Annotated in this window: 24 protein-coding genes; 19 read left to right on the top strand and 5 right to left on the bottom strand. The window is 59.9% G+C overall.

What is annotated here, in order from left to right:
* The first annotated feature begins 133 nt into the window (after positions 1–133).
* The gene (locus AD662_RS18705; RefSeq protein WP_024617931.1) at positions 134–499 is read left to right on the top strand and encodes an SPOR domain-containing protein; all 366 of its coding nucleotides are present in this window, start codon (positions 134–136) and stop codon (positions 497–499) included.
* Positions 500–656: 157 nt separating this feature from the next.
* Here the strand turns inward: AD662_RS18705 and AD662_RS18700 are convergent, their stop codons facing one another.
* Both AD662_RS18700 and AD662_RS18695 read right to left on the bottom strand, forming a co-directional pair.
* Positions 657–1,346, bottom strand: coding sequence for an endonuclease (locus AD662_RS18700; protein WP_053180560.1), 690 nt, complete (start codon positions 1,344–1,346; stop codon positions 657–659).
* A gap of 5 nt (positions 1,347–1,351) precedes the next feature.
* Entirely contained in the window at positions 1,352–1,630 is a 279-nt protein-coding gene (locus tag AD662_RS18695; RefSeq protein WP_033033092.1) for a DUF1654 domain-containing protein, read from the bottom strand.
* Between the two features lie 218 nt (positions 1,631–1,848).
* On the opposite strand from AD662_RS18695, the gene AD662_RS18690 reads away from it, so the two are divergent.
* The 8 genes from AD662_RS18690 to AD662_RS18655 all read left to right on the top strand — a co-directional run bounded on the left by AD662_RS18690 (position 1,849) and on the right by AD662_RS18655 (position 9,405).
* Entirely contained in the window at positions 1,849–2,295 is a 447-nt protein-coding gene (locus tag AD662_RS18690) for a hypothetical protein (protein WP_018608922.1), read from the top strand.
* 146 nt (positions 2,296–2,441) lie between these two features.
* Entirely contained in the window at positions 2,442–3,398 is a 957-nt protein-coding gene (locus AD662_RS18685; protein WP_018608925.1) for a sugar ABC transporter substrate-binding protein, read from the top strand.
* 58 nt (positions 3,399–3,456) lie between these two features.
* Complete coding sequence (locus AD662_RS18680; RefSeq protein ID WP_018608927.1) at positions 3,457–5,010, top strand: sugar ABC transporter ATP-binding protein; 1,554 nt, start codon at positions 3,457–3,459, stop codon at positions 5,008–5,010.
* Positions 5,007–5,984, top strand: a complete 978-nt coding sequence (locus tag AD662_RS18675) for an ABC transporter permease (protein ID WP_018608928.1) — start codon at positions 5,007–5,009, stop codon at positions 5,982–5,984. The genes AD662_RS18680 and AD662_RS18675 overlap by 4 nt, the downstream gene beginning before the upstream one ends.
* Positions 5,985–5,987: 3 nt before the next feature.
* Positions 5,988–7,007 (top strand): LacI family DNA-binding transcriptional regulator, encoded by a 1,020-nt coding sequence (locus AD662_RS18670; protein WP_053189363.1) that lies wholly within the window; start codon positions 5,988–5,990, stop codon positions 7,005–7,007.
* Positions 7,008–7,030: 23 nt separating this feature from the next.
* Complete coding sequence (gene rbsK / locus AD662_RS18665; protein WP_053189361.1) at positions 7,031–7,945, top strand: ribokinase; 915 nt, start codon at positions 7,031–7,033, stop codon at positions 7,943–7,945.
* Positions 7,942–8,346, top strand: coding sequence for a D-ribose pyranase (gene rbsD, locus AD662_RS18660; RefSeq protein WP_053180551.1), 405 nt, complete (start codon positions 7,942–7,944; stop codon positions 8,344–8,346). The genes rbsK and rbsD overlap by 4 nt, the downstream gene beginning before the upstream one ends.
* A 30-nt stretch (positions 8,347–8,376) precedes the next feature.
* Positions 8,377–9,405, top strand: a complete 1,029-nt coding sequence (locus AD662_RS18655) for a nucleoside hydrolase (RefSeq protein ID WP_003203636.1) — start codon at positions 8,377–8,379, stop codon at positions 9,403–9,405.
* 47 nt (positions 9,406–9,452) lie between these two features.
* On the opposite strand, the gene AD662_RS18650 is transcribed toward AD662_RS18655, so the two are convergent.
* Positions 9,453–9,650: a hypothetical protein gene (locus AD662_RS18650; protein WP_018608935.1), complete on the bottom strand. Its 198-nt coding sequence runs from the start codon at positions 9,648–9,650 to the stop codon at positions 9,453–9,455.
* Positions 9,651–9,778: 128 nt separating this feature from the next.
* On the opposite strand from AD662_RS18650, the gene AD662_RS18645 reads away from it, so the two are divergent.
* Both AD662_RS18645 and AD662_RS18640 read left to right on the top strand, forming a co-directional pair.
* Positions 9,779–10,084, top strand: coding sequence for a hypothetical protein (locus AD662_RS18645; RefSeq protein WP_003203632.1), 306 nt, complete (start codon positions 9,779–9,781; stop codon positions 10,082–10,084).
* Positions 10,085–10,245: 161 nt separating this feature from the next.
* Positions 10,246–10,560, top strand: coding sequence for an I78 family peptidase inhibitor (locus tag AD662_RS18640; RefSeq protein WP_003203630.1), 315 nt, complete (start codon positions 10,246–10,248; stop codon positions 10,558–10,560).
* A 67-nt stretch (positions 10,561–10,627) separates the two neighbouring features.
* On the opposite strand, the gene AD662_RS18635 is transcribed toward AD662_RS18640, so the two are convergent.
* Both AD662_RS18635 and AD662_RS18630 read right to left on the bottom strand, forming a co-directional pair.
* Complete coding sequence (locus AD662_RS18635; protein ID WP_007905882.1) at positions 10,628–10,840, bottom strand: cold-shock protein; 213 nt, start codon at positions 10,838–10,840, stop codon at positions 10,628–10,630.
* Positions 10,841–11,129: 289 nt separating this feature from the next.
* Positions 11,130–11,432, bottom strand: coding sequence for a hypothetical protein (locus tag AD662_RS18630; protein WP_018608945.1), 303 nt, complete (start codon positions 11,430–11,432; stop codon positions 11,130–11,132).
* A gap of 371 nt (positions 11,433–11,803) precedes the next feature.
* Here AD662_RS18630 and thrS point away from each other — a divergent pair, with 371 nt between their 5' ends.
* From thrS to AD662_RS18590, 8 genes are all read left to right on the top strand, one after another.
* On the top strand, positions 11,804–13,726 hold the full coding sequence (gene thrS / locus AD662_RS18625) for a threonine--tRNA ligase (protein ID WP_014337550.1): 1,923 nt from the start codon (positions 11,804–11,806) through the stop codon (positions 13,724–13,726).
* The gene (infC, locus tag AD662_RS18620; protein WP_169432615.1) at positions 13,726–14,277 is read left to right on the top strand and encodes a translation initiation factor IF-3; all 552 of its coding nucleotides are present in this window, start codon (positions 13,726–13,728) and stop codon (positions 14,275–14,277) included. Before thrS ends, infC begins: the two co-directional genes overlap by 1 nt.
* 60 nt (positions 14,278–14,337) lie before the next feature.
* Entirely contained in the window at positions 14,338–14,532 is a 195-nt protein-coding gene (rpmI, locus tag AD662_RS18615; protein ID WP_002553160.1) for a 50S ribosomal protein L35, read from the top strand.
* Positions 14,533–14,562: 30 nt separating this feature from the next.
* Positions 14,563–14,919: a 50S ribosomal protein L20 gene (gene rplT / locus AD662_RS18610; protein ID WP_002553161.1), complete on the top strand. Its 357-nt coding sequence runs from the start codon at positions 14,563–14,565 to the stop codon at positions 14,917–14,919.
* Between the two features lie 109 nt (positions 14,920–15,028).
* The gene (gene pheS / locus AD662_RS18605) at positions 15,029–16,045 is read left to right on the top strand and encodes a phenylalanine--tRNA ligase subunit alpha (RefSeq protein WP_003203624.1); all 1,017 of its coding nucleotides are present in this window, start codon (positions 15,029–15,031) and stop codon (positions 16,043–16,045) included.
* 36 nt (positions 16,046–16,081) lie between these two features.
* A complete protein-coding gene (gene pheT / locus AD662_RS18600; RefSeq protein WP_053180549.1) occupies positions 16,082–18,460 on the top strand; it encodes a phenylalanine--tRNA ligase subunit beta in 2,379 nt (792 codons plus the stop codon).
* A 3-nt stretch (positions 18,461–18,463) separates the two neighbouring features.
* The gene (gene ihfA / locus AD662_RS18595; protein ID WP_002553164.1) at positions 18,464–18,766 is read left to right on the top strand and encodes an integration host factor subunit alpha; all 303 of its coding nucleotides are present in this window, start codon (positions 18,464–18,466) and stop codon (positions 18,764–18,766) included.
* Positions 18,747–19,103, top strand: a complete 357-nt coding sequence (locus AD662_RS18590) for a MerR family transcriptional regulator (RefSeq protein WP_003179985.1) — start codon at positions 18,747–18,749, stop codon at positions 19,101–19,103. Before ihfA ends, AD662_RS18590 begins: the two co-directional genes overlap by 20 nt.
* Position 19,104: the final 1 nt, after the last annotated feature.

Genomic DNA, 19,104 nt, shown 5'->3' with positions numbered 1-19,104 from the left:
TGCTGCATTAATTCCCAGGGTGCGACTATACAGAGACGCCGGGCAGGATTCTCGTGTTTTGAGCATTGTTTGCGGCGATCTTGACGGTCACGGGTGCTAAAATCCGTGCCTCATGTCTTCCGGGGGAAACGTTGTGCGCAAATTGGCTTGGGTTATCGCGGTATTGGTGCTGGCAGGATGCGGTGAAGGGCGTGACATCGAAGCACCGAAGCCCAAACCCGTAGCGACCTCCGCACCGGCCGCCGCTGCCGCCCCGCAGTGGGCCGTCGAGGTTCGCGGCGAGACGCCGCAAGCAGTCAGCGACCTGACCGGTTGGCTCATCGAACACAGCTTCATGTCGAACGTGGTGCGGGAAAACGGCCAGGTGCGCGTCCTGGTCGGCCCTTTCAGTTCCAAGGCCGAGGCCGAAGCCAAGCAGGAACAGGTGACGGCTGCCCTGGTCCGGGCGAAAAAACGCAACATCGAGACGTTGGTGGTGGATTACCCGACGGCCCAGTAATCGGGCAGCACAAACAAGTCAGCCAAACCACAAAGCCTGTGGGAGCGAGCTTGCTCGCGATAGCGGTGGATCAGCCAATGTCGATGTTGACTGACATGCCCCTATCGCGAGCAAGCTCGCTCCCACAGTGGGTTTTGTGCTGTTCACGAATGCGAGGTCAGCCGCAGGCCTTCAAATTCACCGGCCCCACGAACTCGTTCCCACGGCCCATGACGCATGCCACGCTCTGGTTGCGCTGACGCTCCCAGCTTTCGACCGGGTAGGTCTTGTCCCAGGCTTCATACAGGCGCCGGTCCTGTTTCGAGAGGCGCAGGCCATATTGCTTGCTCATGTAGAAATAGGTCCGGGCGATCATCCCTCGGATAGAAGGGCGGGGCATGACCTTCTTGGCCTTGAAATCCACTTGGGTCAGGCATGAGCCGTACTGACCCTTCTGCACCGGCAACCAGCCGAAACTGAAATTGCTGCGATCACCGTTCACTTCCCCGATGCTCGGCACCAGGTTGTGCAGGTCGGCCTCGGCCCGTTGATAGACCGGGTCATAGCGGGTGCAGTTCTTGCGACCACCTTGTTGCCAGCATTGTCGCTGATGGCCGATCTGCCACGCCGGGACAATATGTTCCCATTCAATGCGGGCGGCGCGGCTGGCATTCTTGCGCGGTACATAACCGCAGGCGGCCAGGTTCACGCGATTGCCGGTGTATTTGCAGCCACAGTAGAACTCGGTGGATTGCGGTGCGTAGAGTTTCCAGGCGACTTTCTTGGCTTCGTTGAAGGTGCGCGGCGCACCGGCCTGTGCGCCCATGGCGATAAACACAAGCAAAAAAGCTAAACAGCGAACACTCATCAGACTCAATCTTCCTTCGGCACAACCCAGAAAACCTGCACACCACCATCGTCGCGATAGGCGAGGGTTACGTTGTCGTTCTCGTCGATTTCTTCCAGCAGGCGCTCCCACTCATCCACCGGCTCGTCGGGAAGACGGAAGATCAGGGCTGCCTTGGCTTTTTGCGCGGTGGGGGCGTTGATGATTTTCGAGACCCGCAGGCCGAGTCGTGTATAGGAATCTAAGGGGGTAGTTGCAGCGGAGGGCGGGGCCACAGGATTATCCTTATTAAGCTGTACGTGCATACAGTATTTAACCGTAGGCGTTTACGCAACTACTTAAAATTCAAGAAAATCGTCTGACAGCGCTTTTTTCGTTTTGGTGTAGGAGAAAGGAATTTTTTATTGTCTGGAATAAACGGGTGGCTCAACCGCTCTGGCCTGTGGCGGATTTGCGCGAGCGCTAAAGAAATTGCCTCGGCGGGCGATGTCCTGCGTAGGAATCCCATCCATGGAGTTTTGTCATGTCGTTTTCTATCGGCTTTCCCAATGCGGCGGCCGTGACCATTGGCGGTCAGTCCGCAGCCACCCTGAAGGCCTTGAACGAGGCGAGTACCGAGGCCGCCGATGAGGCCCTTGGCGAGACGCCAACGCCCGGCCAGGTCCGTACGGGTACGGGCGCTGAAGCGACCGATCAGGCGCAAGAGAGCGGCAGCACCCAGAGCATTGCCGTCCAGATTTTGCTCAAGCGGATGCAAGAGCTTCAGCAACAGCTCAGGGAGCAGCAGCAACAACTGGCCGCCGCACAGGCGCAGACCTATCCAACCCCGGAAGCCAAGACCTCGGCGGTCATGGCGATTCAGGGACAGGTCGCCGACACCAGTGGTGCGTTGCTGGAGGTCACCGGCCGTTTGGTCACGGAGCTGGCAAAGGGCGCCAGTTCGGGTACGGTGGTCAATACGACGGCCTGAGCTTGGACGTTGAGCCGCGACGTTGCGGATCAAACCGCAACGTTGACAAATCCCCGAAGCCTTACCATAGTTCACTTCACGCAAACGTTTGCGCGGCGTTCCGTGCATTGATTTGCTCACAATAATCATAAGATCGGAGTGAACCCATGAAGTTGCCATTCGCTGGACGCCTTCTCGCTGTTGCCATGCTCGCGGCCGCATCCGCTGCGCTGCCTATCTCCTCGGCATTCGCCCAGACCACAGAAAAACCCAAGGTCGCCCTGGTCATGAAATCCCTGGCCAACGAGTTCTTCCTGACCATGGAAGACGGCGCCAAGGCGTATCAGAAGGAACACTCCGCCGATTTCGATCTGATCTCCAACGGGATCAAGGATGAAACCGACACCGCCAACCAGATCCGCATCGTCGAGCAGATGATCGTGTCCAAGGTCGATGCCCTGATCATCGCGCCAGCGGACTCCAAGGCCATGGTGCCGGTGATCAAGAAAGCCGTCGACGCTGGCATCACCGTGATCAACATCGATAACCAGCTCGATCCGGCCGTGGTCAAAAGCAAGAACATCAACGTGCCGTTCGTAGGCCCGGACAACCGCAAGGGTGCGCGCCTGGTGGGCGAGTACCTGGCCAAGCAACTCAAGGCCGGTGACGAAGTCGGCATCATCGAAGGCGTGTCCACCACCACCAATGCCCAGGCACGCACTGCGGGCTTCAAGGATGCGATGGAAGCGGCACAGGTCAAGGTCGTTTCCCTGCAATCGGGCGACTGGGAAATCAACAAGGGCAACCAGGTTGCCGCGTCGATGCTCAGCGAATACCCGAACATCAAGGCACTGCTGGCCGGTAACGACAGCATGGCGGTCGGCGCTGTGTCGGCCGTGCGCGCGGCGGGCAAGGCGGGCAAGGTGCAGGTGGTCGGCTACGACAACATCAATGCCATCAAGCCGATGCTCAAGGACGGTCGTGTCCTGGCGACGGCCGACCAGTTCGCCGCCAAGCAAGCGGTCTTCGGCATCGAGACGGCCTTGAAGATGCTCAAGGGCGAAAAAGTCGACAGCGGCACCCACGGCGTTATCGAAACTCCGGTCGAGCTGGTGACCAAGTAGTTATCCTGGCGACACAACGGTGCTCGCCCCTCCGGGCGAGCGCATTGGAGAGTTTGTTATGTCCGTTCGCGACCCGAACGCTGTCCTGTGCGTCAGCGGTATCGGCAAGACCTATGCCCAACCGGTACTGACCGACATCAACCTGACGTTGATGCGCGGTGAAGTGCTGGCGCTGACCGGCGAAAATGGCGCCGGCAAAAGCACCTTGTCCAAGATCATCGGCGGGCTGGTGACGCCGACGACCGGGCAGATGCAATTTCAAGGTCAGGATTATCGCCCTGGCAGCCGGACCCAGGCTGAAGAGCTGGGCGTGCGCATGGTGATGCAGGAACTCAACCTGCTGCCAACCCTTTCCGTGGCCGAAAACCTGTTTCTCGACAACCTGCCCAGCCACGGCGGCTGGATCAGTCGCAAGCAATTGCGCAAGGCGGCCATCGAGGCCATGGCCCAGGTGGGGCTCGATGCAATCGATCCCGACACGCTGGTTGGCGAGCTGGGGATCGGTCACCAGCAGATGGTCGAGATCGCCCGCAACCTGATTGGCGATTGCCATGTGCTGATTCTCGATGAGCCGACCGCCATGCTCACGGCCCGCGAAGTCGAAATGCTCTTTGAGCAGATCACCCGCTTGCAGGCCCGCGGCGTGTCGATCATCTACATTTCCCATCGCCTCGAAGAACTGGCGCGGGTCGCCCAGCGCATTGCCGTGCTGCGTGATGGCAACCTGGTCTGCGTCGAGCCGATGGCCAACTACGACAGCGAGCAACTGGTGACCCTGATGGTTGGCCGGGAGCTGGGCGAGCATATCGACCTGGGCCCACGCCAGATCGGCGCGCCGGCGCTGACCGTTAAAGGCCTGACACGCTCCGACAAGGTCCGCGACGTGTCCTTTGAAGTGCGCAGTGGCGAGATCTTCGGCATCTCCGGTCTGATCGGGGCAGGGCGCACCGAACTGTTGCGGCTGATCTTCGGTGCCGATACCGCTGACAGTGGCACGGTGGCGCTGGGTTCGCCGGCCCAGGTCGTGAGCATTCGCTCCCCGTCCGATGCGGTGGCCCATGGCATTGCGTTGATCACCGAAGACCGCAAGGGTGAAGGCCTGCTGCTGACCCAATCCATCGCCGCCAACATTGCCCTGGGCAACATGCCGGAGATTTCCCGCGCCGGCCTGGTCAATGGCAGCGCCGAACTGGCCTTGGCGCAGCGGCAGGTCGACGCCATGCGTATCCGCAGTTCCAGCCCGACCCAGTTGGTGTCCGAGTTGTCGGGCGGCAACCAGCAGAAAGTGGTGATCGGGCGTTGGCTCGAACGCGATTGCGCGGTCATGCTGTTCGACGAACCGACCCGTGGCATCGACGTCGGCGCCAAATTCGACATCTATGCGCTGCTCGGCGAGCTGACTCGCCAGGGCAAGGCGCTGGTCGTGGTGTCCAGTGACCTGCGGGAGCTGATGTTGATCTGTGACCGGATCGGCGTGCTGTCCGCCGGACGCTTGATCGACACCTTCGAGCGCGACAGCTGGACCCAGGATGACTTGCTTGCCGCCGCATTCGCCGGCTACCAGAAACGTGATGCGTTGCTCAACGAAGCAGCGCCTAGGGATTTTTCATGAAAACCGCATCTGCCGTCGGCAAATCGAGTGGCAATTTCTATGGCCTCGGGACCTACCTGGGCCTGGCTGGCGCGCTGCTGGCCATGATCGCGCTGTTCTCGGCCCTGAGCAGCCATTTTTTGTCCTATGACACCTTCAGCACCTTGGCCAACCAGATTCCGGACCTCATGGTGCTGGCGGTCGGCATGACGTTCATCCTGATCATTGGTGGCATCGACCTGTCGGTGGGGTCGGTGCTGGCGCTGGCCGCATCGACGGTCAGCGTGGCCGTGCTTGGCTGGGGCTGGAGCGTCTGGCCATCGGCCTTGCTCGGCATGGCCGTGGCGGCGCTGGCGGGTACGGTCACTGGTTCGATTACCGTGGCGTGGCGGATTCCATCGTTCATCGTCTCCCTCGGCGTACTGGAGATGGCCCGGGGCCTGGCGTACCAGATGACCGGCTCGCGGACTGCCTACATCGGCGACTCGTTCGCCTGGTTGTCCAACCCCATCGCCTTTGGTATCTCGCCTTCGTTCATCATCGCCTTGCTGGTGATCTTCATTGCCCAGGCGGTGCTGACCCGTACGGTGTTCGGCCGCTACCTGATCGGCATCGGCACCAATGAAGAGGCCGTGCGCCTGGCGGGTATCAATCCCAAGCCTTACAAGATCCTGGTGTTCAGCCTGATGGGCTTGCTGGCCGGTGTGGCCGCGCTGTTCCAGATTTCGCGTCTGGAGGCGGCGGATCCGAACGCCGGTTCGGGGCTTGAGCTGCAAGTCATCGCTGCCGTGGTCATCGGTGGCACCAGCCTGATGGGTGGCCGCGGTTCGGTCATCAGCACCTTCTTTGGCGTGCTGATTATCTCCGTGCTGGCGGCGGGCCTGGCGCAAATCGGCGCCACTGAGCCGACCAAACGCATCATTACTGGCGCGGTGATCGTGGTGGCGGTCGTGCTCGATACCTATCGCAGCCAGCGCGCCAGTCGGCGGGGCTGAACCATGGCGACGATCAAGGATGTAGCAGCGCTCGCTGGAATTTCCTACACCACCGTGTCCCACGTGGTGAACAAGACGCGGCCGGTCAGCGAGGAAGTGCGACTCAAGGTCGAAGCGGCCATCGAACGCCTGGACTACGTGCCCAGCGCCGTGGCCCGCTCGCTCAAGGCCAAGACCACGGCGACCATCGGCCTGCTGGTGCCCAACAGCCTCAACCCTTACTTTGCCGAGTTGGCCCGGGGCATCGAGGATTATTGTGAGCGCAACGGCTACTGCGTGATCCTGTGCAACTCCGACGACAACCCGGACAAGCAACGCAGCTACCTGCGGGTGCTGTTGGAAAAACGCATCGATGGCCTGATTTTCGCGTCCGCCGGCGGCGATGTCGGCCTGGCCGAGGGGCTGGCCAACGTGCGCACGCCCATGGTGATCGTCGACCGCGGGCTCGATGGCGTCGACGCAGACCTGGTGCGTATCGATCATGAATACGGCGCCTACCTGGCGACCCGGCACCTGCTGGAGCTGGGCCATCGCGATATCGCCTTTATCGGTGGCCCGGCCAATACCAGCGTGGCGCAAATGCGTCTGGCCGGATACTGCCGTGCGCTGAAAGAGGCTGGGATCGAGCTGCCCGTCGGGCGCATGCTCGAGAGCGATTTCACCAGTACCGGTGGCTACCGCGCCGCCGCGCAACTGCTTGAACAGCAGCCGCCAAGCGCGATTTTTGCGGCCAACGACATGATCGGTATCGGTGTGTTGCGCGCCGCCGCTGAACGCAACGTGCGCGTGCCCAGCGAACTGTCGGTCATCGGTTTCGATGACATCCAGATGAGCCGTTATGTCTACCCGGCGTTGACCACGGTCGGGCAGTCGATCCTGCAGCTCGGCGAGATGGCGGCCGAAGTGCTGCTGCTGCGTATCGCGACACCGAGCCTTGCCACCGACCAGCGGATTGTGACGCCGAGTATTGTCCTGCGGGAGTCGACTGCGCCGCTGTCCGGTACATTCGCCCAATACCGCTGAACCGAATTGATGAGTAGTGATGTATGCCAGCAAAAGTAGTGGTAATAGGCAGCCTGAACATGGACCTGGTGACCCGGGCGCCGCGTCTGCCGCGCGGTGGTGAAACACTGATCGGCGAGTCGTTCGCAACCATCCCGGGCGGCAAGGGTGCCAACCAGGCGGTGGCCGCCGCGCGCCTGGGGGCGCAGGTATCGATGGTCGGTTGCGTGGGCAATGATGCCTACGGCGAACAATTGCGTGGCGGGCTGTTGGCCGAGGGCATCGACTGCCAGGCGGTCAGCGTGGTGGAGGGGGCCAGCGGCGTGGCGCTGATCGTCGTCGACGACAACAGCCAGAATGCGATCGTTATCGTTGCCGGTGCCAACGGCGCGCTCACCGCCGAGGTCCTGGACCGTGTCGATGAAGTGCTGCAAGGCGCTGATGTCATCATCTGCCAGCTCGAAGTGCCGGATGCCACTGTCGGCCACGCCCTCAAGCGCGCTCGTGAGTTGGGCAAAATCGTCATCCTCAACCCGGCGCCAGCCTCCCGGACGTTGCCGGCCGACTGGTACGCCTGCATCGACTACCTGATTCCCAATGAAAGCGAAGCAGCGGTCTTGAGCGGGCTGGCGGTGGATTCCCTGGAAAGCGCCGAAGCCGCCGCGGCGCATCTGATCGCCGCCGGCTCTGGCAAGGTGATCGTGACCCTGGGTGCCCAGGGGCTGGTGTTCGCCAACGGTGCCCGCTTCGAGCACTTCCCGGCCCCGCGGGTCAAGGCCGTGGACACCACGGCGGCCGGAGACACCTTTGTCGGCGGTTTCGCGGCAGCCCTGGCGAGCGGCAAAAGCGAGGTCGACGCGATTCGTTTCGGCCAGGCCGCCGCCGCGCTGTCGGTCACCCGCGCGGGCGCGCAGCCTTCAATCCCCACGTTGCTGGAAGTACAGGCTTTCAAATCATGAAAAAGACACCGTTGTTGAATGTGGCACTGTCACGACTGATCGCTTCCCTGGGCCATGGCGACAAGGTGGTCATCGGTGATGCCGGCCTGCCCGTGCCGCCTCAGGTCGAATTGATCGACCTGGCCCTGACCCATGGCATTCCTGACTTCGTCAGTACCTTGAAGGTGGTGCTCAGCGAAATGCAGGTGGAAAGCCATGTCCTGGCCGAGGAGATCCTCGATAAACAACCGTCGGCGCTGACGACCCTGGAGGCGCTGCATGCCGAGGGTGCGCTGGGCGAGCGGGCGCTGGTCAGCCATGAACAATTCAAGGTCATCAGCCGACAGGCGCGGGCGATCATTCGCACAGGCGAGTGCTCTCCGTACTGCAATATCGTGCTGGTCGCTGGAGTGACGTTCTAACCCTGTTCAACCTTGCACAAGGAGTGCGCCATGCACCGCTATGCTCAGAAAATGCATCAACTGATCCGGAGTCTGCTGCTTTTGTCATTGATCACCGCAACGAGCGCCCAGGCGGCGGAAAAGATCGACCTGATCATCGACACCGATCCAGGGGCCGATGACGTGGTGGCGCTGTTGTTCGCCCTGGCGTCGCCCGAGGAGCTGCATATCCGCGCGCTGACCACCGTTGCCGGCAATGTGCGCCTGGACAAGACCTCGCGCAACGCTCGCCTGGCGCGAGAATGGGCGGGGCGCGAAGATGTGCCCGTGTATGCCGGGGCGCCGAAACCGTTGATGCGCACGCCGATCTACGCGGAAAACATCCATGGCAAGGAAGGCCTGTCGGGTGTCACCGTGCATGAGCCGAAGAAAGGGCTGGCCGAAGGCAATGCCGTCAACTACCTGATCGACACCCTCAAGGCGGCCAAGCCCCACAGCATCACCATTGCCATGCTTGGCCCGCAGACCAACCTGGCCCTGGCGCTGGTGCAGGAGCCCGACATCGTGCAGGGCATCAAGGAAGTGGTGATCATGGGCGGTGCGCATTTCAACGGCGGCAATATCACGCCGGTGGCGGAATTCAATCTGTTCGCCGACCCGCAGGCGGCCGAGGTGGTGGCCAAGAGCGGCGTGAAGCTGACGTACCTGCCGCTGGACGTGACCCACAAGATCCTCACCAGCGAAGCGCGCCTGAAGCAGATCGCGGCGCTGAACAACAATGCCAGCAAGCTGGTGGGCGATATCCTCAACGAATACGTCAAGGGCGACATGGAGCACTACGGCATGACGGGCGGGCCGGTGCATGACGCGACGGTGATTGCCTACCTGCTCAAGCCGCAGTTGTTCACTGGCCGTTCGGTCAATGTCGTGGTGGACAGTCGCGAGGGCCCGACGTTCGGGCAGACCATCGTCGACTGGTACGATGGCCTGAAAGCGCCGAAGAACGCGTTCTGGGTGGAAAACGGTGATGCCCAGGGCTTCTTCGACCTGCTGACCGAGCGCCTGGCGCGCCTCAAGTAACCTGCCTGGCTGTGCGCCCGCAGGTTGGGCCTGCGGGTGCGTGAGCATCAGTCCACGGTGTCGACGACGCTCGGGTAGCGTTCGAATGCCTGCTGGATGAAGTTGCGGGCGACCTCCGTCCCCAGTTCCCTCACCAGCAATTCTATGCCGATGATTGCCAATTCCTCGGGGCTGCTCGGGCTATAGGAGCTATGGCCCTCCGACCATTTGGCATTGATGGTGGCTTCGATGCTGACGGTGCTCATGGTAGGGCTCGCGAGTTGGAGGGCTGTAAGTGGAGTTAAGCATTTTTGCCCCCGGTTTGGCACTGCGACTTAGGCATTGGAGGAGGGCTGTGCGACACTCTTTTTTTTGTTTTTAAAGGAGCCCCGCCGTGCAGATCGATTTGAACGCTCCGGATGGCCTGACCCTAGAGGCGGTTCGTCAATTGCTGGCCTCGGCCAGTGATGACGAGCATACCCAGCTGCGCGTGACCAAGGGCGGTATCGCCTATTTGTCCTCGGGTGTGGTCGGTGGCGCTGACATCGATGGTTTGCTGTTTCGGCTCGAGACCTGGGCCAAGGGCTCGGGATACGTCGGACGGGTCGCTGCCAGCGACGAGGTCTGGGTCATGCAGATCTACAATGCGCTGAAGGATAACTGGCCCAATCCCCCGTTCGATTACATCGACGTTTATTGAGCGGTGTTCATATCCAGTCACGATTCATGTCTGAACAGCAGTGGCGGCTCAGGCAAACTGCCGGTTTCCGGATGAGCCAGGCCGACGGCTGTGGTGTTGAAACCAAGCGCCGTTTGGGTTGTCGCACGCTCTCTGTTTACCTATAGAAAAAAGGAGGCTTCATGCCTTGGAAGCTCGCGTCATTGAGTACTCTGTTGGCCGCCGTGGTCTTGAGCGGTTGCAGCAGCACCTCGGAATCGACCCCCGAACCCGTGGCGACCGAGACCGGTCACAGCCGCTGCGAAGCAAAGGGCGCCGAGTTCGCCATTGGCAAGCAGGCCTCGCCACAATTGCTGGAGCAGGCCCGTACCCGAGCCGGCGCTCAGATTGCCCGGATCCTCAAGCCCAACGACATGGTGACGCTTGAGTACCGCTCCGATCGCCTGAACCTCAATACCGATGCCAACCTGGTGGTCAACCGGGTGAACTGCGGCTGATTGCCGGTTTTCAATCGCCCATAAAAAACCCCGTCACATGGACGGGGTTTTTTAGTACGCGGAGAAATTACTCAGCGCGAACCTGTGCAGCTTGCATACCCTTTTGGCCTTTCTCAGCCACGAAGGAAACGGTCTGGCCTTCTTTCAGGCTTTTGAAACCGTCGCTTTCGATAGCTTTGAAGTGTACGAACAGGTCGTCACCGCCACCTTGAGGAGTGATGAAGCCGAAGCCTTTTTCATCGTTGAACCATTTAACGGTGCCGGTTTGGCGATTAGACATGGTGTATCTCCAAGAAACATATATTTTCAGTGTACTGTGCTGCTCAGGCCAACTGGGCACACCCGGGTATCATAGTCGAAATGTTCGATTTGGGACCCCCCCAGACGCGCTGTTTGCCAATCAGTCGTGTTTACTTTACTGCCTTTACCCGCTGAAAGGCCCGGTTTTAAAGGCTTTCAGCCGAAAGTAAAGACGATAAAAAAAGCTGTAAAACCTGAATAAATCGTTCAAAAAAGCCTGAAATCAGTGTTTTTCAACCCTGCCGGGCCCGCTCAGGAAGCCTGCTTTCTCACTTTTTCGTCTTGTTGTCGGCCTTGCATTTTGCGATCTGGCCCAGTGCCTTTTGTTGCAGCTCCGGGGTGGCCTTGTTGTCCATCAAGGCCTGGATGTCCGAGGCGGGATAGGACTTGATCGCATCGGCGCCACAGGCGCAATGAGCCTTGGCAGCGGCCGGGCCGATCTGGGGCGTTGCCGCCTCCGTGCATTGGGCCATGTATTTTTCGCGCTCGCCTTTGGGCCAGTCGGCATGGGCGGTCAGTGGAAGCAGCAGGGCGAGGGGGGCGACTACTGCAAACAGGGTATTGAGACGCATGCGAAGATGCTCCTTTCGGGTCGATGTCTTGATATCTGAGGCGTTGCGCTCGGTTCAGTTCAGCACTCTGGCATAAAAACCCTGGATTTACGCCTGCTTCAATTCGAGCGCGGCGATGACCGTTCATCTGTGCTAGCATGCCGGGCTCGGGTATTTCCAGGCTGCGGATGACAACTCGTCCCGGCGGCAAATGTTCGAAATAACCCTGATTTGAATCCCAGTCACTCTGGTTCGGTTTTCCCGGTTGGCCGCAAGGCTCCTGCCGCTGTAAGGCAGGCGTTCGTCATTGAATGGCCTGGACTGGATCTTGTACTGGCTCATCCCAACCCACGTGACCTTTGGTAGGGGTCACCACTAGGAGAGGAGGCGCCATGCCAACTATTACTCTTCCCGACGGCAGTCAACGTTCATTCGATCACCCGGTTTCCGTAGCCGAGGTCGCCGCATCCATCGGTGCGGGCCTGGCCAAGGCCACCCTGGCCGGCAAGGTCAACGGCAAGCTGGTCGACGCCAGTGACGTCATCGACAGCGACGCCACGCTGCAAATCATCACGCCAAAGGATGAAGAGGGGCTGGAGATCATTCGCCACTCTTGCGCGCACCTGGTCGGCCATGCGGTCAAGCAGCTGTACCCGAGCGCGAAGATGGTCATCGGTCCGGTCATCGACGAAGGCTTCTATTACGACATCGCCTTCGAGCGTCCTTTCACGCCGGACGACATGGCGGCCATCGAACAGCGCATGCAGCAGCTGATCGAGAAAGATTACGACGTCATCAAGAAAGTCACCCCGCGCGCCGAAGTCATCGAAGTCTTCAAGGCCCGTGGCGAGGACTACAAGCTGCGTCTGGTGGAAGACATGCCGGACGAGCAGGCCATGGGCCTGTACTACCACGAAGAATACGTCGACATGTGCCGTGGCCCGCACGTGCCGAACACGCGCTTCCTGAAATCCTTCAAGCTGACCAAGCTGTCCGGCGCCTACTGGCGTGGCGATGCGAAGAACGAGCAGTTGCAGCGCGTCTATGGCACTGCCTGGGCGGACAAGAAGCAACTGGCGGCCTACATCCAGCGCATCGAAGAAGCCGAGAAGCGCGATCACCGCAAGATCGGCAAGCGCCTGGGCCTGTTCCATACCCAGGAAGAGTCCCCTGGCATGGTGTTCTGGCACCCGAACGGCTGGACCCTGTACCAGGTGCTCGAGCAGTACATGCGCCAGGTTCAGCGTGAGAACGGCTATCTGGAAATCAAGACGCCGCAAGTGGTGGACCGCAGCCTGTGGGAGAAATCCGGGCACTGGGCCAACTACGCCGACAACATGTTCACCACCCAGTCGGAAAACCGCGACTACGCCATCAAGCCGATGAACTGCCCATGCCACGTGCAGGTGTTCAACCAGGGCTTGAAGAGCTACCGCGAACTGCCGATGCGCCTGGCCGAGTTCGGTGCCTGCCACCGCAACGAGCCGTCGGGTGCGCTGCACGGCATCATGCGCGTGCGTGCATTCACTCAGGACGATGCACACATCTTCTGCACCGAAGAGCAGATGCAGGCCGAATCCGCCGCCTTCATCAAACTGACCATGGACGTCTATCGTGACTTCGGCTTCACCGAAGTCGAGATGAAGCTGTCCACTCGTCCGGAAAAACGCGTTGGCTCCGACGAGCTGTGGGATCGCGCCGAAGCGGCCCTGGCCGCCGCCCTTGATAGCGCGGGCCTTGCGTACGACCTGCAGCCGGGCGAGGGGGCCTTCTACGGTCCGAAGATCGAATTCTCGCTGAAAGATTGCCTCGGTCGTGTGTGGCAGTGTGGTACCTTGCAGCTCGATTTCAACCTGCCGATCCGTCTGGGCGCTGAATATGTGTCCGAAGACAACAGTCGCAAGCACCCGGTCATGCTTCACCGCGCGATCCTCGGTTCGTTCGAGCGTTTCGTCGGGATTCTGATCGAACACTACGAGGGTGCGTTCCCTGCGTGGCTGGCGCCGACCCAGGCAGTGATCATGAATATCACTGATAAACAGGCAGATTTTGCCGCCGAAGTCGAAAAAACTCTCAATCAAAGCGGATTTCGTGCCAAGTCCGACTTGAGAAATGAAAAGATCGGCTTTAAAATCCGCGAGCATACTTTGCTCAAGGTTCCCTTTCTCTTGGTTATCGGAGATCGGGAGGTCGAGATGCAGACTGTCGCTGTGCGTACTCGTGAAGGTGCTGACCTGGGCTCGATGCCCGTCGCCGAATTCGCTGAGTTTCTCGCGCAAGCGGTTTCCCGGCGTGGTCGCCCAGATTTGGAGTAATTATTATTAAGCGTGAAATGAGACAAGATAAACGAGCTGCACCGAAAGCCCCGATCAACGAGAATATCTCGGCACGCGAGGTTCGGTTAATTGGCGCTGACGGCGAGCAGATTGGCATCGTCTCGATTGATGAAGCGCTTCGTATTGCTGAAGAAGCCAAGCTTGATCTGGTAGAAATTTCCGCAGACGCAGTCCCACCGGTTTGCCGGGTGATGGACTACGGCAAGTCGATCTTCGAGAAGAAGAAGCAGATTGCCGCGGCGAAGAAAAACCAGAAGCAGATTCAGGTAAAAGAAATCAAGTTTCGTCCAGGGACGGAGGAAGGGGATTACCAGGTAAAACTGCGCAACCTGGTACGTTTCCTGAGTGATGGGGACAGGGCCAAGGTATCCTTGCGATTCCGCGGCCGTGAGATGGCCCACCAGGAGCTGGGGATGGAACTCCTCAAGCGGGTTGAACAAGACCTGCTCGAGTACGGTTCGGTCGAACAGCATCCTAAGATGGAAGGACGCCAGCTGATCATGGTCATCGCCCCGAAAAAGAAGAAGTAATCACCAGGGCACGGCAGGCCTTGCGATTATGTTTATCAACTGAATGCGGAGTATCCGAACATGCCAAAGATGAAGACTAAAAGTGGTGCTGCTAAGCGGTTTCTGAAAACTGCTAACGGTATCAAGCACAAGCACGCTTTCAAGAGCCACATCCTGACCAAAATGTCGACCAAGCGTAAGCGTCAACTGCGCGGTAGCAGCTTGCTGCATCCGTCTGACGTGGCAAAAGTCGAGCGCATGCTGCGCCTTCGTTAATTTTTGGATCAAGAATAGAGGAAGTAACTCATGGCTCGTGTAAAGCGTGGCGTCATTGCCCGTAAGCGTCACAAAAAAATTCTGAAACTTGCTAAAGGCTACTACGGCGCGCGTTCCCGCGTATTCCGTGTTGCCAAGCAAGCGGTAATCAAGGCAGGCCAATACGCCTACCGTGACCGTCGTCAGAAAAAACGTCAGTTCCGCGCTCTGTGGATCGCTCGTATCAATGCTGGTGCTCGTGTTAACGGTCTGTCCTACAGCCGTTTCATCGCTGGCCTGAAAAAAGCGTCCATCGAGATCGACCGTAAGGTTCTGGCTGATCTGGCAGTGAACGAAAAAGCGGCGTTTGCTGCGATTGTCGAGAAAGCTAAAGCCACCTTGGCTTAAGTACCCCCGGCAGTCACCGGGGCCTACATCTGTGGGCCCAGGTGTCAAACGTCATAAATAGGGGAAGAGCCTTAAAGCTCTTCCCCTATTTCGTATCTGGAGTCTGTACATGGAAAACCTGGACGCGCTGGTCGCTCAAGCACTAGAGGCTGTGCAAAGCGCTGAAGATATCAATGCCCTGGAGCAAATCCGGGTTCACTACCTTGGCAAGAAGGGCGAGTTGACTCAGGTGATGAAGACCCTGGGGAACCTGCCAGCCGAAGAGCGTCCGCAGGTCGGTGCGCTGATCAACGTTGCCAAGGAGCGTGTCACAGAGGTCCTCAATGCGCGCAAGGCGTTGTTCGAGGAGGCGGATCTGGCTGCCAAGCTCGCCGCCGAGTCCATCGACGTGACCCTGCCTGGCCGTGGCCAGACTTCCGGTGGCCTGCATCCGGTGACCCGGACGCTGGAACGCATCGAGCAGTTCTTCACCCACATCGGCTACGGCATTGCCGAAGGCCCTGAGGTCGAAGACGACTACCACAACTTCGAAGCGCTCAACATCCCAGGCCATCACCCGGCCCGGTCGATGCATGACACCTTCTATTTCAACGCGAACATGCTGTTGCGCACCCATACCTCGCCGGTACAGGTCCGCACCATGGAATCGCAACAGCCGCCGATCCGCATCGTCTGCCCAGGCCGTGTGTACCGCAGCGACTCCGATATCACCCACTCGCCGATGTTCCACCAGGTCGAAGGCCTGCTGGTTGATCGCGACATCAATTTCGCCGACCTGAAAGGCACGATCGAAGAGTTCCTGCGGGTGTTCTTCGAAAAAGAACTGGCCGTGCGTTTCCGCCCTTCGTACTTCCCGTTCACCGAGCCGTCGGCTGAAGTCGACATGGAATGCGTGATGTGCAGCGGCAAAGGCTGCCGCGTCTGCAAGCAGACTGGCTGGCTGGAAGTCATGGGCTGCGGCATGGTTCACCCGAACGTGCTGCGTATGTCCGGGATCGATCCGGAAGAGTTCTCCGGCTTTGCTTTCGGCATGGGCGTCGAGCGCCTGGCCATGCTGCGTTACGGTGTGAATGACTTGCGCCTGTTCTTCGACAACGACTTGCGATTCCTTGCGCAATTTCGCTAGGTCGCTAGTCCGTAACGAATCTATTAGGAGAGCAGGATGAAATTCAGTGAACAATGGCTGCGCGGCTGGGTAAGCCCGCAGGTAAGTCGGGACGAGCTGGTTGCTCGCCTGTCGATGGCCGGCCTTGAGGTCGATAGCGTCACGCCGGCCGCCGGTGATTTCAGCGGTGTGGTCGTGGGCGAGGTGCTGGGCACCGAGCAGCACCCAGACGCTGACAAACTGCGGGTTTGCCAGGTCAGCAATGGCGCGCAAACCTTCCAGGTCGTCTGCGGCGCGCCCAACGTGCGCCCGGGTCTGAAGATTCCGTTCGCCATGATCGGTGCCGAACTGCCGGGCGACTTCAAGATCAAGAAAGCCAAGCTGCGCGGCGTCGAGTCCAACGGCATGCTGTGCTCCCAGGCCGAACTGCAGATTGGCGAAGGCAACGATGGCCTGATGGAACTCCCGGCAGATGCGCCGGTGGGCCAGGACATCCGTGAATACCTGGGCCTGGACGATGCGAGCATCGAGGTCGACCTGACGCCGAACCGTGGCGATTGCCTGTCCCTGGCCGGCCTGGCCCGTGAAGTCGGCGCGCTGTATGCCGCTCCCGTGACGCGTCCTGTGGTTGCGAGCGTGCCGGCCGTGCACGACGAAGTGCGTTCGATTGAAGTCCTCGCGCCGGCCGCGTGCCCGCGTTACCTGGGCCGTGTGATCCGTAACGTCGATCTGTCCAAGCCGACGCCGCTGTGGATGGTCGAGCGCCTGCGTCGCGCCGACGTGCGCAGCATCGACGCCGCTGTCGACATCACCAACTATGTGATGCTGGAGCTGGGTCAGCCGCTGCATGCGTTCGATCTCGCCGAAATCAACGGTGGCATCCGCGTGCGCATGGCCGAAGAGGGTGAGAAGCTGGTGCTGCTCGACGGCCAGGAAGTGACCCTGCGCAGCGACACCCTGGTGATTGCCGACCACGCCCGCGCCCTGGCGATTGCCGGCGTGATGGGCGGCGAGCACAGTGGCGTCTCCGCCACGACCCGCGATGTATTCCTGGAAAGTGCGTTCTTCGACCAGATCGCCGTCGCTGGCAAGGCCCGTTCCTATGGCCTGCACACCGACGCCTCGCACCGTTACGAGCGTGGTGTGGACTGGCAACTGGCCCGTGAAGCCATGGAGCGCGCCACAGGCCTGCTGCTGGACATCACCGGTGGCGAAGCCGGCCCGATCATCGAGACCGTCAGCGAACAGCACCTGCCCAAGATTGCCCCGGTCACCTTGCGTGCCCAGCGCATCACCCAGATGCTGGGCATGGAAATGGACCCGGTCGAAGTCGAACGCCTGCTCAGCGCCCTGGGCCTGAACATCAGCGCCGATGGGGCAGGGCAGTGGCACGTCGAAGTGCCAAGCCATCGCTTCGATATCAGCCTGGAAGTCGACCTGATCGAAGAGCTGGCCCGCTTGTACGGCTACAACCGCCTGCCGGTTCGCTACCCGCAAGCACGCCTGGCCCCACAGGCCAAGGCTGAAGCCCGCAGCGACCTGCCAGAACTGCGCCGCTTGCTGGTGGCCCGTGGGTATCAGGAAGCGATCACCTACAGCTTCATCGATCCACGCCAGTTCGAGCTGTTCAATCCGGGTGTCGAGCCACTGTTGCTGGCCAACCCGATCTCCAACGACATGGCAGCCATGCGTTCGTCCCTGTGGCCAGGCCTGGTCAAGTCGCTCCAGCACAACCTGAACCGCCAGCAGGATCGCGTGCGTCTGTTCGAAAGCGGCCTGCGTTTTGTCGGTCAGTTGGAAGGCTTGAAGCAAGAGCCGATGCTGGCCGGTGTCGTCTGTGGCAGCCGCCTGCCGGAAGGCTGGGCGCAAGGTCGCGATGTCGTCGATTTCTTCGACGTCAAGGCTGACGTCGAAGCGGTGCTGGGCTTCGCCGGCGCGCTCGACGCATTCACTTTCGTTCCGGGCAAGCACCCGGCGCTGCACCCGGGGCAGACCGCGCGCATCGAGCGAGACGGGCGTGAAGTCGGCTATGTCGGTGCCATTCACCCAGAACTGTCGAAAACCCTGGGCCTTGATCGTCCGGTCTTCGTTTTCGAGCTGGTTCTGGCCGAAGTGGCACTGGGGAAAATGCCGAAATTCCAGGAGTTATCGCGCTTTCCTGAAGTGCGTCGTGACCTTGCGTTGCTGGCCGACCGTGACGTTGCTTCCAGTGCTGTATTGGAGGTAATTCGTGAAAATGCAGGCGAATGGCTGACGGACCTCAGGCTATTTGACGTGTATCAGGGTAAAGGCATTGATCCGCATAGAAAAAGCCTTGCAGTTGGCTTGACCTGGCAGCATCCATCGCGCACTCTTAATGACGATGAGGTGAATACCGCAACGCAGAATATCCTCACCTCGCTCGAAACCAGGTTGAACGCCACGTTAAGGAAGTGACGTATGGGGGCTCTGACGAAAGCTGAGATGGCGGAACGTCTGTATGAGGAGCTGGGCCTGAATAAACGGGAGGCCAAAGAATTGGTCGAACTGTTTTTCGAAGAAATCAGGCACGCTCTGGAAGACAACGAACAGGTCAAATTGTCCGGTTTCGGCAATTTTGACCTGCGGGACAAACGCCAGCGGCCTGGCCGCAATCCGAAAACGGGAGAAGAAATCCCGATCACGGCTCGCCGTGTGGTCACCTTTCGTCCAGGGCAGAAGTTGAAGGCCCGAGTTGAGGCTTATGCTGGAACCAAGTCATAACGACGAACTACCCGTCATCCCGGGCAAACGCTACTTCACCATTGGTGAAGTCAGCGAGCTGTGTGCGGTAAAACCACACGTGCTGCGCTATTGGGAGCAGGAGTTTCCTCAACTCAACCCGGTCAAGCGCCGCGGAAACCGTCGGTATTATCAGCGCCAAGACGTGCTGATGATCCGGCAGATCCGCGCGCTGCTGTACGATCAGGGGTTCACCATCGGCGGAGCGCGCTTGCGCCTCTCCGGTGATGAGGCCAAAGACGATACAACCCAGTACAAACAGATGATCCGCCAGATGATCGCCGAGCTCGAAGATGTACTGGTGGTGCTCAAGAAATAAA

It is taken from the genome of Pseudomonas kilonensis, from assembly GCF_001269885.1.
GTDB classification, from domain to species: domain Bacteria; phylum Pseudomonadota; class Gammaproteobacteria; order Pseudomonadales; family Pseudomonadaceae; genus Aquipseudomonas; species Aquipseudomonas kilonensis.
Note: the sequence above shows the minus strand (reverse complement) of the source record. Positions and strands in the feature narration are given on the sequence as shown.

What these genes read in the sequence shown, in the direction of transcription:
- rplT (WP_002553161.1), top strand. Translation starts at nt 14,563, where the DNA reads ATGGCTCGTGTAAAGCGTGGCGTCATTGCCCGTAAGCGTCACAAAAAA.
- AD662_RS18590 (WP_003179985.1), top strand. Translation starts at nt 18,747, where the DNA reads ATGCTGGAACCAAGTCATAACGACGAACTACCCGTCATCCCGGGCAAA.
- AD662_RS18675 (WP_018608928.1), top strand. Translation starts at nt 5,007, where the DNA reads ATGAAAACCGCATCTGCCGTCGGCAAATCGAGTGGCAATTTCTATGGC.
- AD662_RS18685 (WP_018608925.1), top strand. Translation starts at nt 2,442, where the DNA reads ATGAAGTTGCCATTCGCTGGACGCCTTCTCGCTGTTGCCATGCTCGCG.
- AD662_RS18700 (WP_053180560.1), bottom strand. Translation starts at nt 1,346, where the DNA reads ATGAGTGTTCGCTGTTTAGCTTTTTTGCTTGTGTTTATCGCCATGGGC.
- rpmI (WP_002553160.1), top strand. Translation starts at nt 14,338, where the DNA reads ATGCCAAAGATGAAGACTAAAAGTGGTGCTGCTAAGCGGTTTCTGAAA.
- AD662_RS18655 (WP_003203636.1), top strand. Translation starts at nt 8,377, where the DNA reads ATGCACCGCTATGCTCAGAAAATGCATCAACTGATCCGGAGTCTGCTG.
- thrS (WP_014337550.1), top strand. Translation starts at nt 11,804, where the DNA reads ATGCCAACTATTACTCTTCCCGACGGCAGTCAACGTTCATTCGATCAC.
- AD662_RS18680 (WP_018608927.1), top strand. Translation starts at nt 3,457, where the DNA reads ATGTCCGTTCGCGACCCGAACGCTGTCCTGTGCGTCAGCGGTATCGGC.
- rbsK (WP_053189361.1), top strand. Translation starts at nt 7,031, where the DNA reads ATGCCAGCAAAAGTAGTGGTAATAGGCAGCCTGAACATGGACCTGGTG.
- rbsD (WP_053180551.1), top strand. Translation starts at nt 7,942, where the DNA reads ATGAAAAAGACACCGTTGTTGAATGTGGCACTGTCACGACTGATCGCT.
- ihfA (WP_002553164.1), top strand. Translation starts at nt 18,464, where the DNA reads ATGGGGGCTCTGACGAAAGCTGAGATGGCGGAACGTCTGTATGAGGAG.
- AD662_RS18635 (WP_007905882.1), bottom strand. Translation starts at nt 10,840, where the DNA reads ATGTCTAATCGCCAAACCGGCACCGTTAAATGGTTCAACGATGAAAAA.
- pheS (WP_003203624.1), top strand. Translation starts at nt 15,029, where the DNA reads ATGGAAAACCTGGACGCGCTGGTCGCTCAAGCACTAGAGGCTGTGCAA.
- AD662_RS18695 (WP_033033092.1), bottom strand. Translation starts at nt 1,630, where the DNA reads ATGCACGTACAGCTTAATAAGGATAATCCTGTGGCCCCGCCCTCCGCT.
- AD662_RS18640 (WP_003203630.1), top strand. Translation starts at nt 10,246, where the DNA reads ATGCCTTGGAAGCTCGCGTCATTGAGTACTCTGTTGGCCGCCGTGGTC.
- pheT (WP_053180549.1), top strand. Translation starts at nt 16,082, where the DNA reads ATGAAATTCAGTGAACAATGGCTGCGCGGCTGGGTAAGCCCGCAGGTA.
- AD662_RS18650 (WP_018608935.1), bottom strand. Translation starts at nt 9,650, where the DNA reads ATGAGCACCGTCAGCATCGAAGCCACCATCAATGCCAAATGGTCGGAG.
- AD662_RS18630 (WP_018608945.1), bottom strand. Translation starts at nt 11,432, where the DNA reads ATGCGTCTCAATACCCTGTTTGCAGTAGTCGCCCCCCTCGCCCTGCTG.
- AD662_RS18670 (WP_053189363.1), top strand. Translation starts at nt 5,988, where the DNA reads ATGGCGACGATCAAGGATGTAGCAGCGCTCGCTGGAATTTCCTACACC.
- AD662_RS18690 (WP_018608922.1), top strand. Translation starts at nt 1,849, where the DNA reads ATGTCGTTTTCTATCGGCTTTCCCAATGCGGCGGCCGTGACCATTGGC.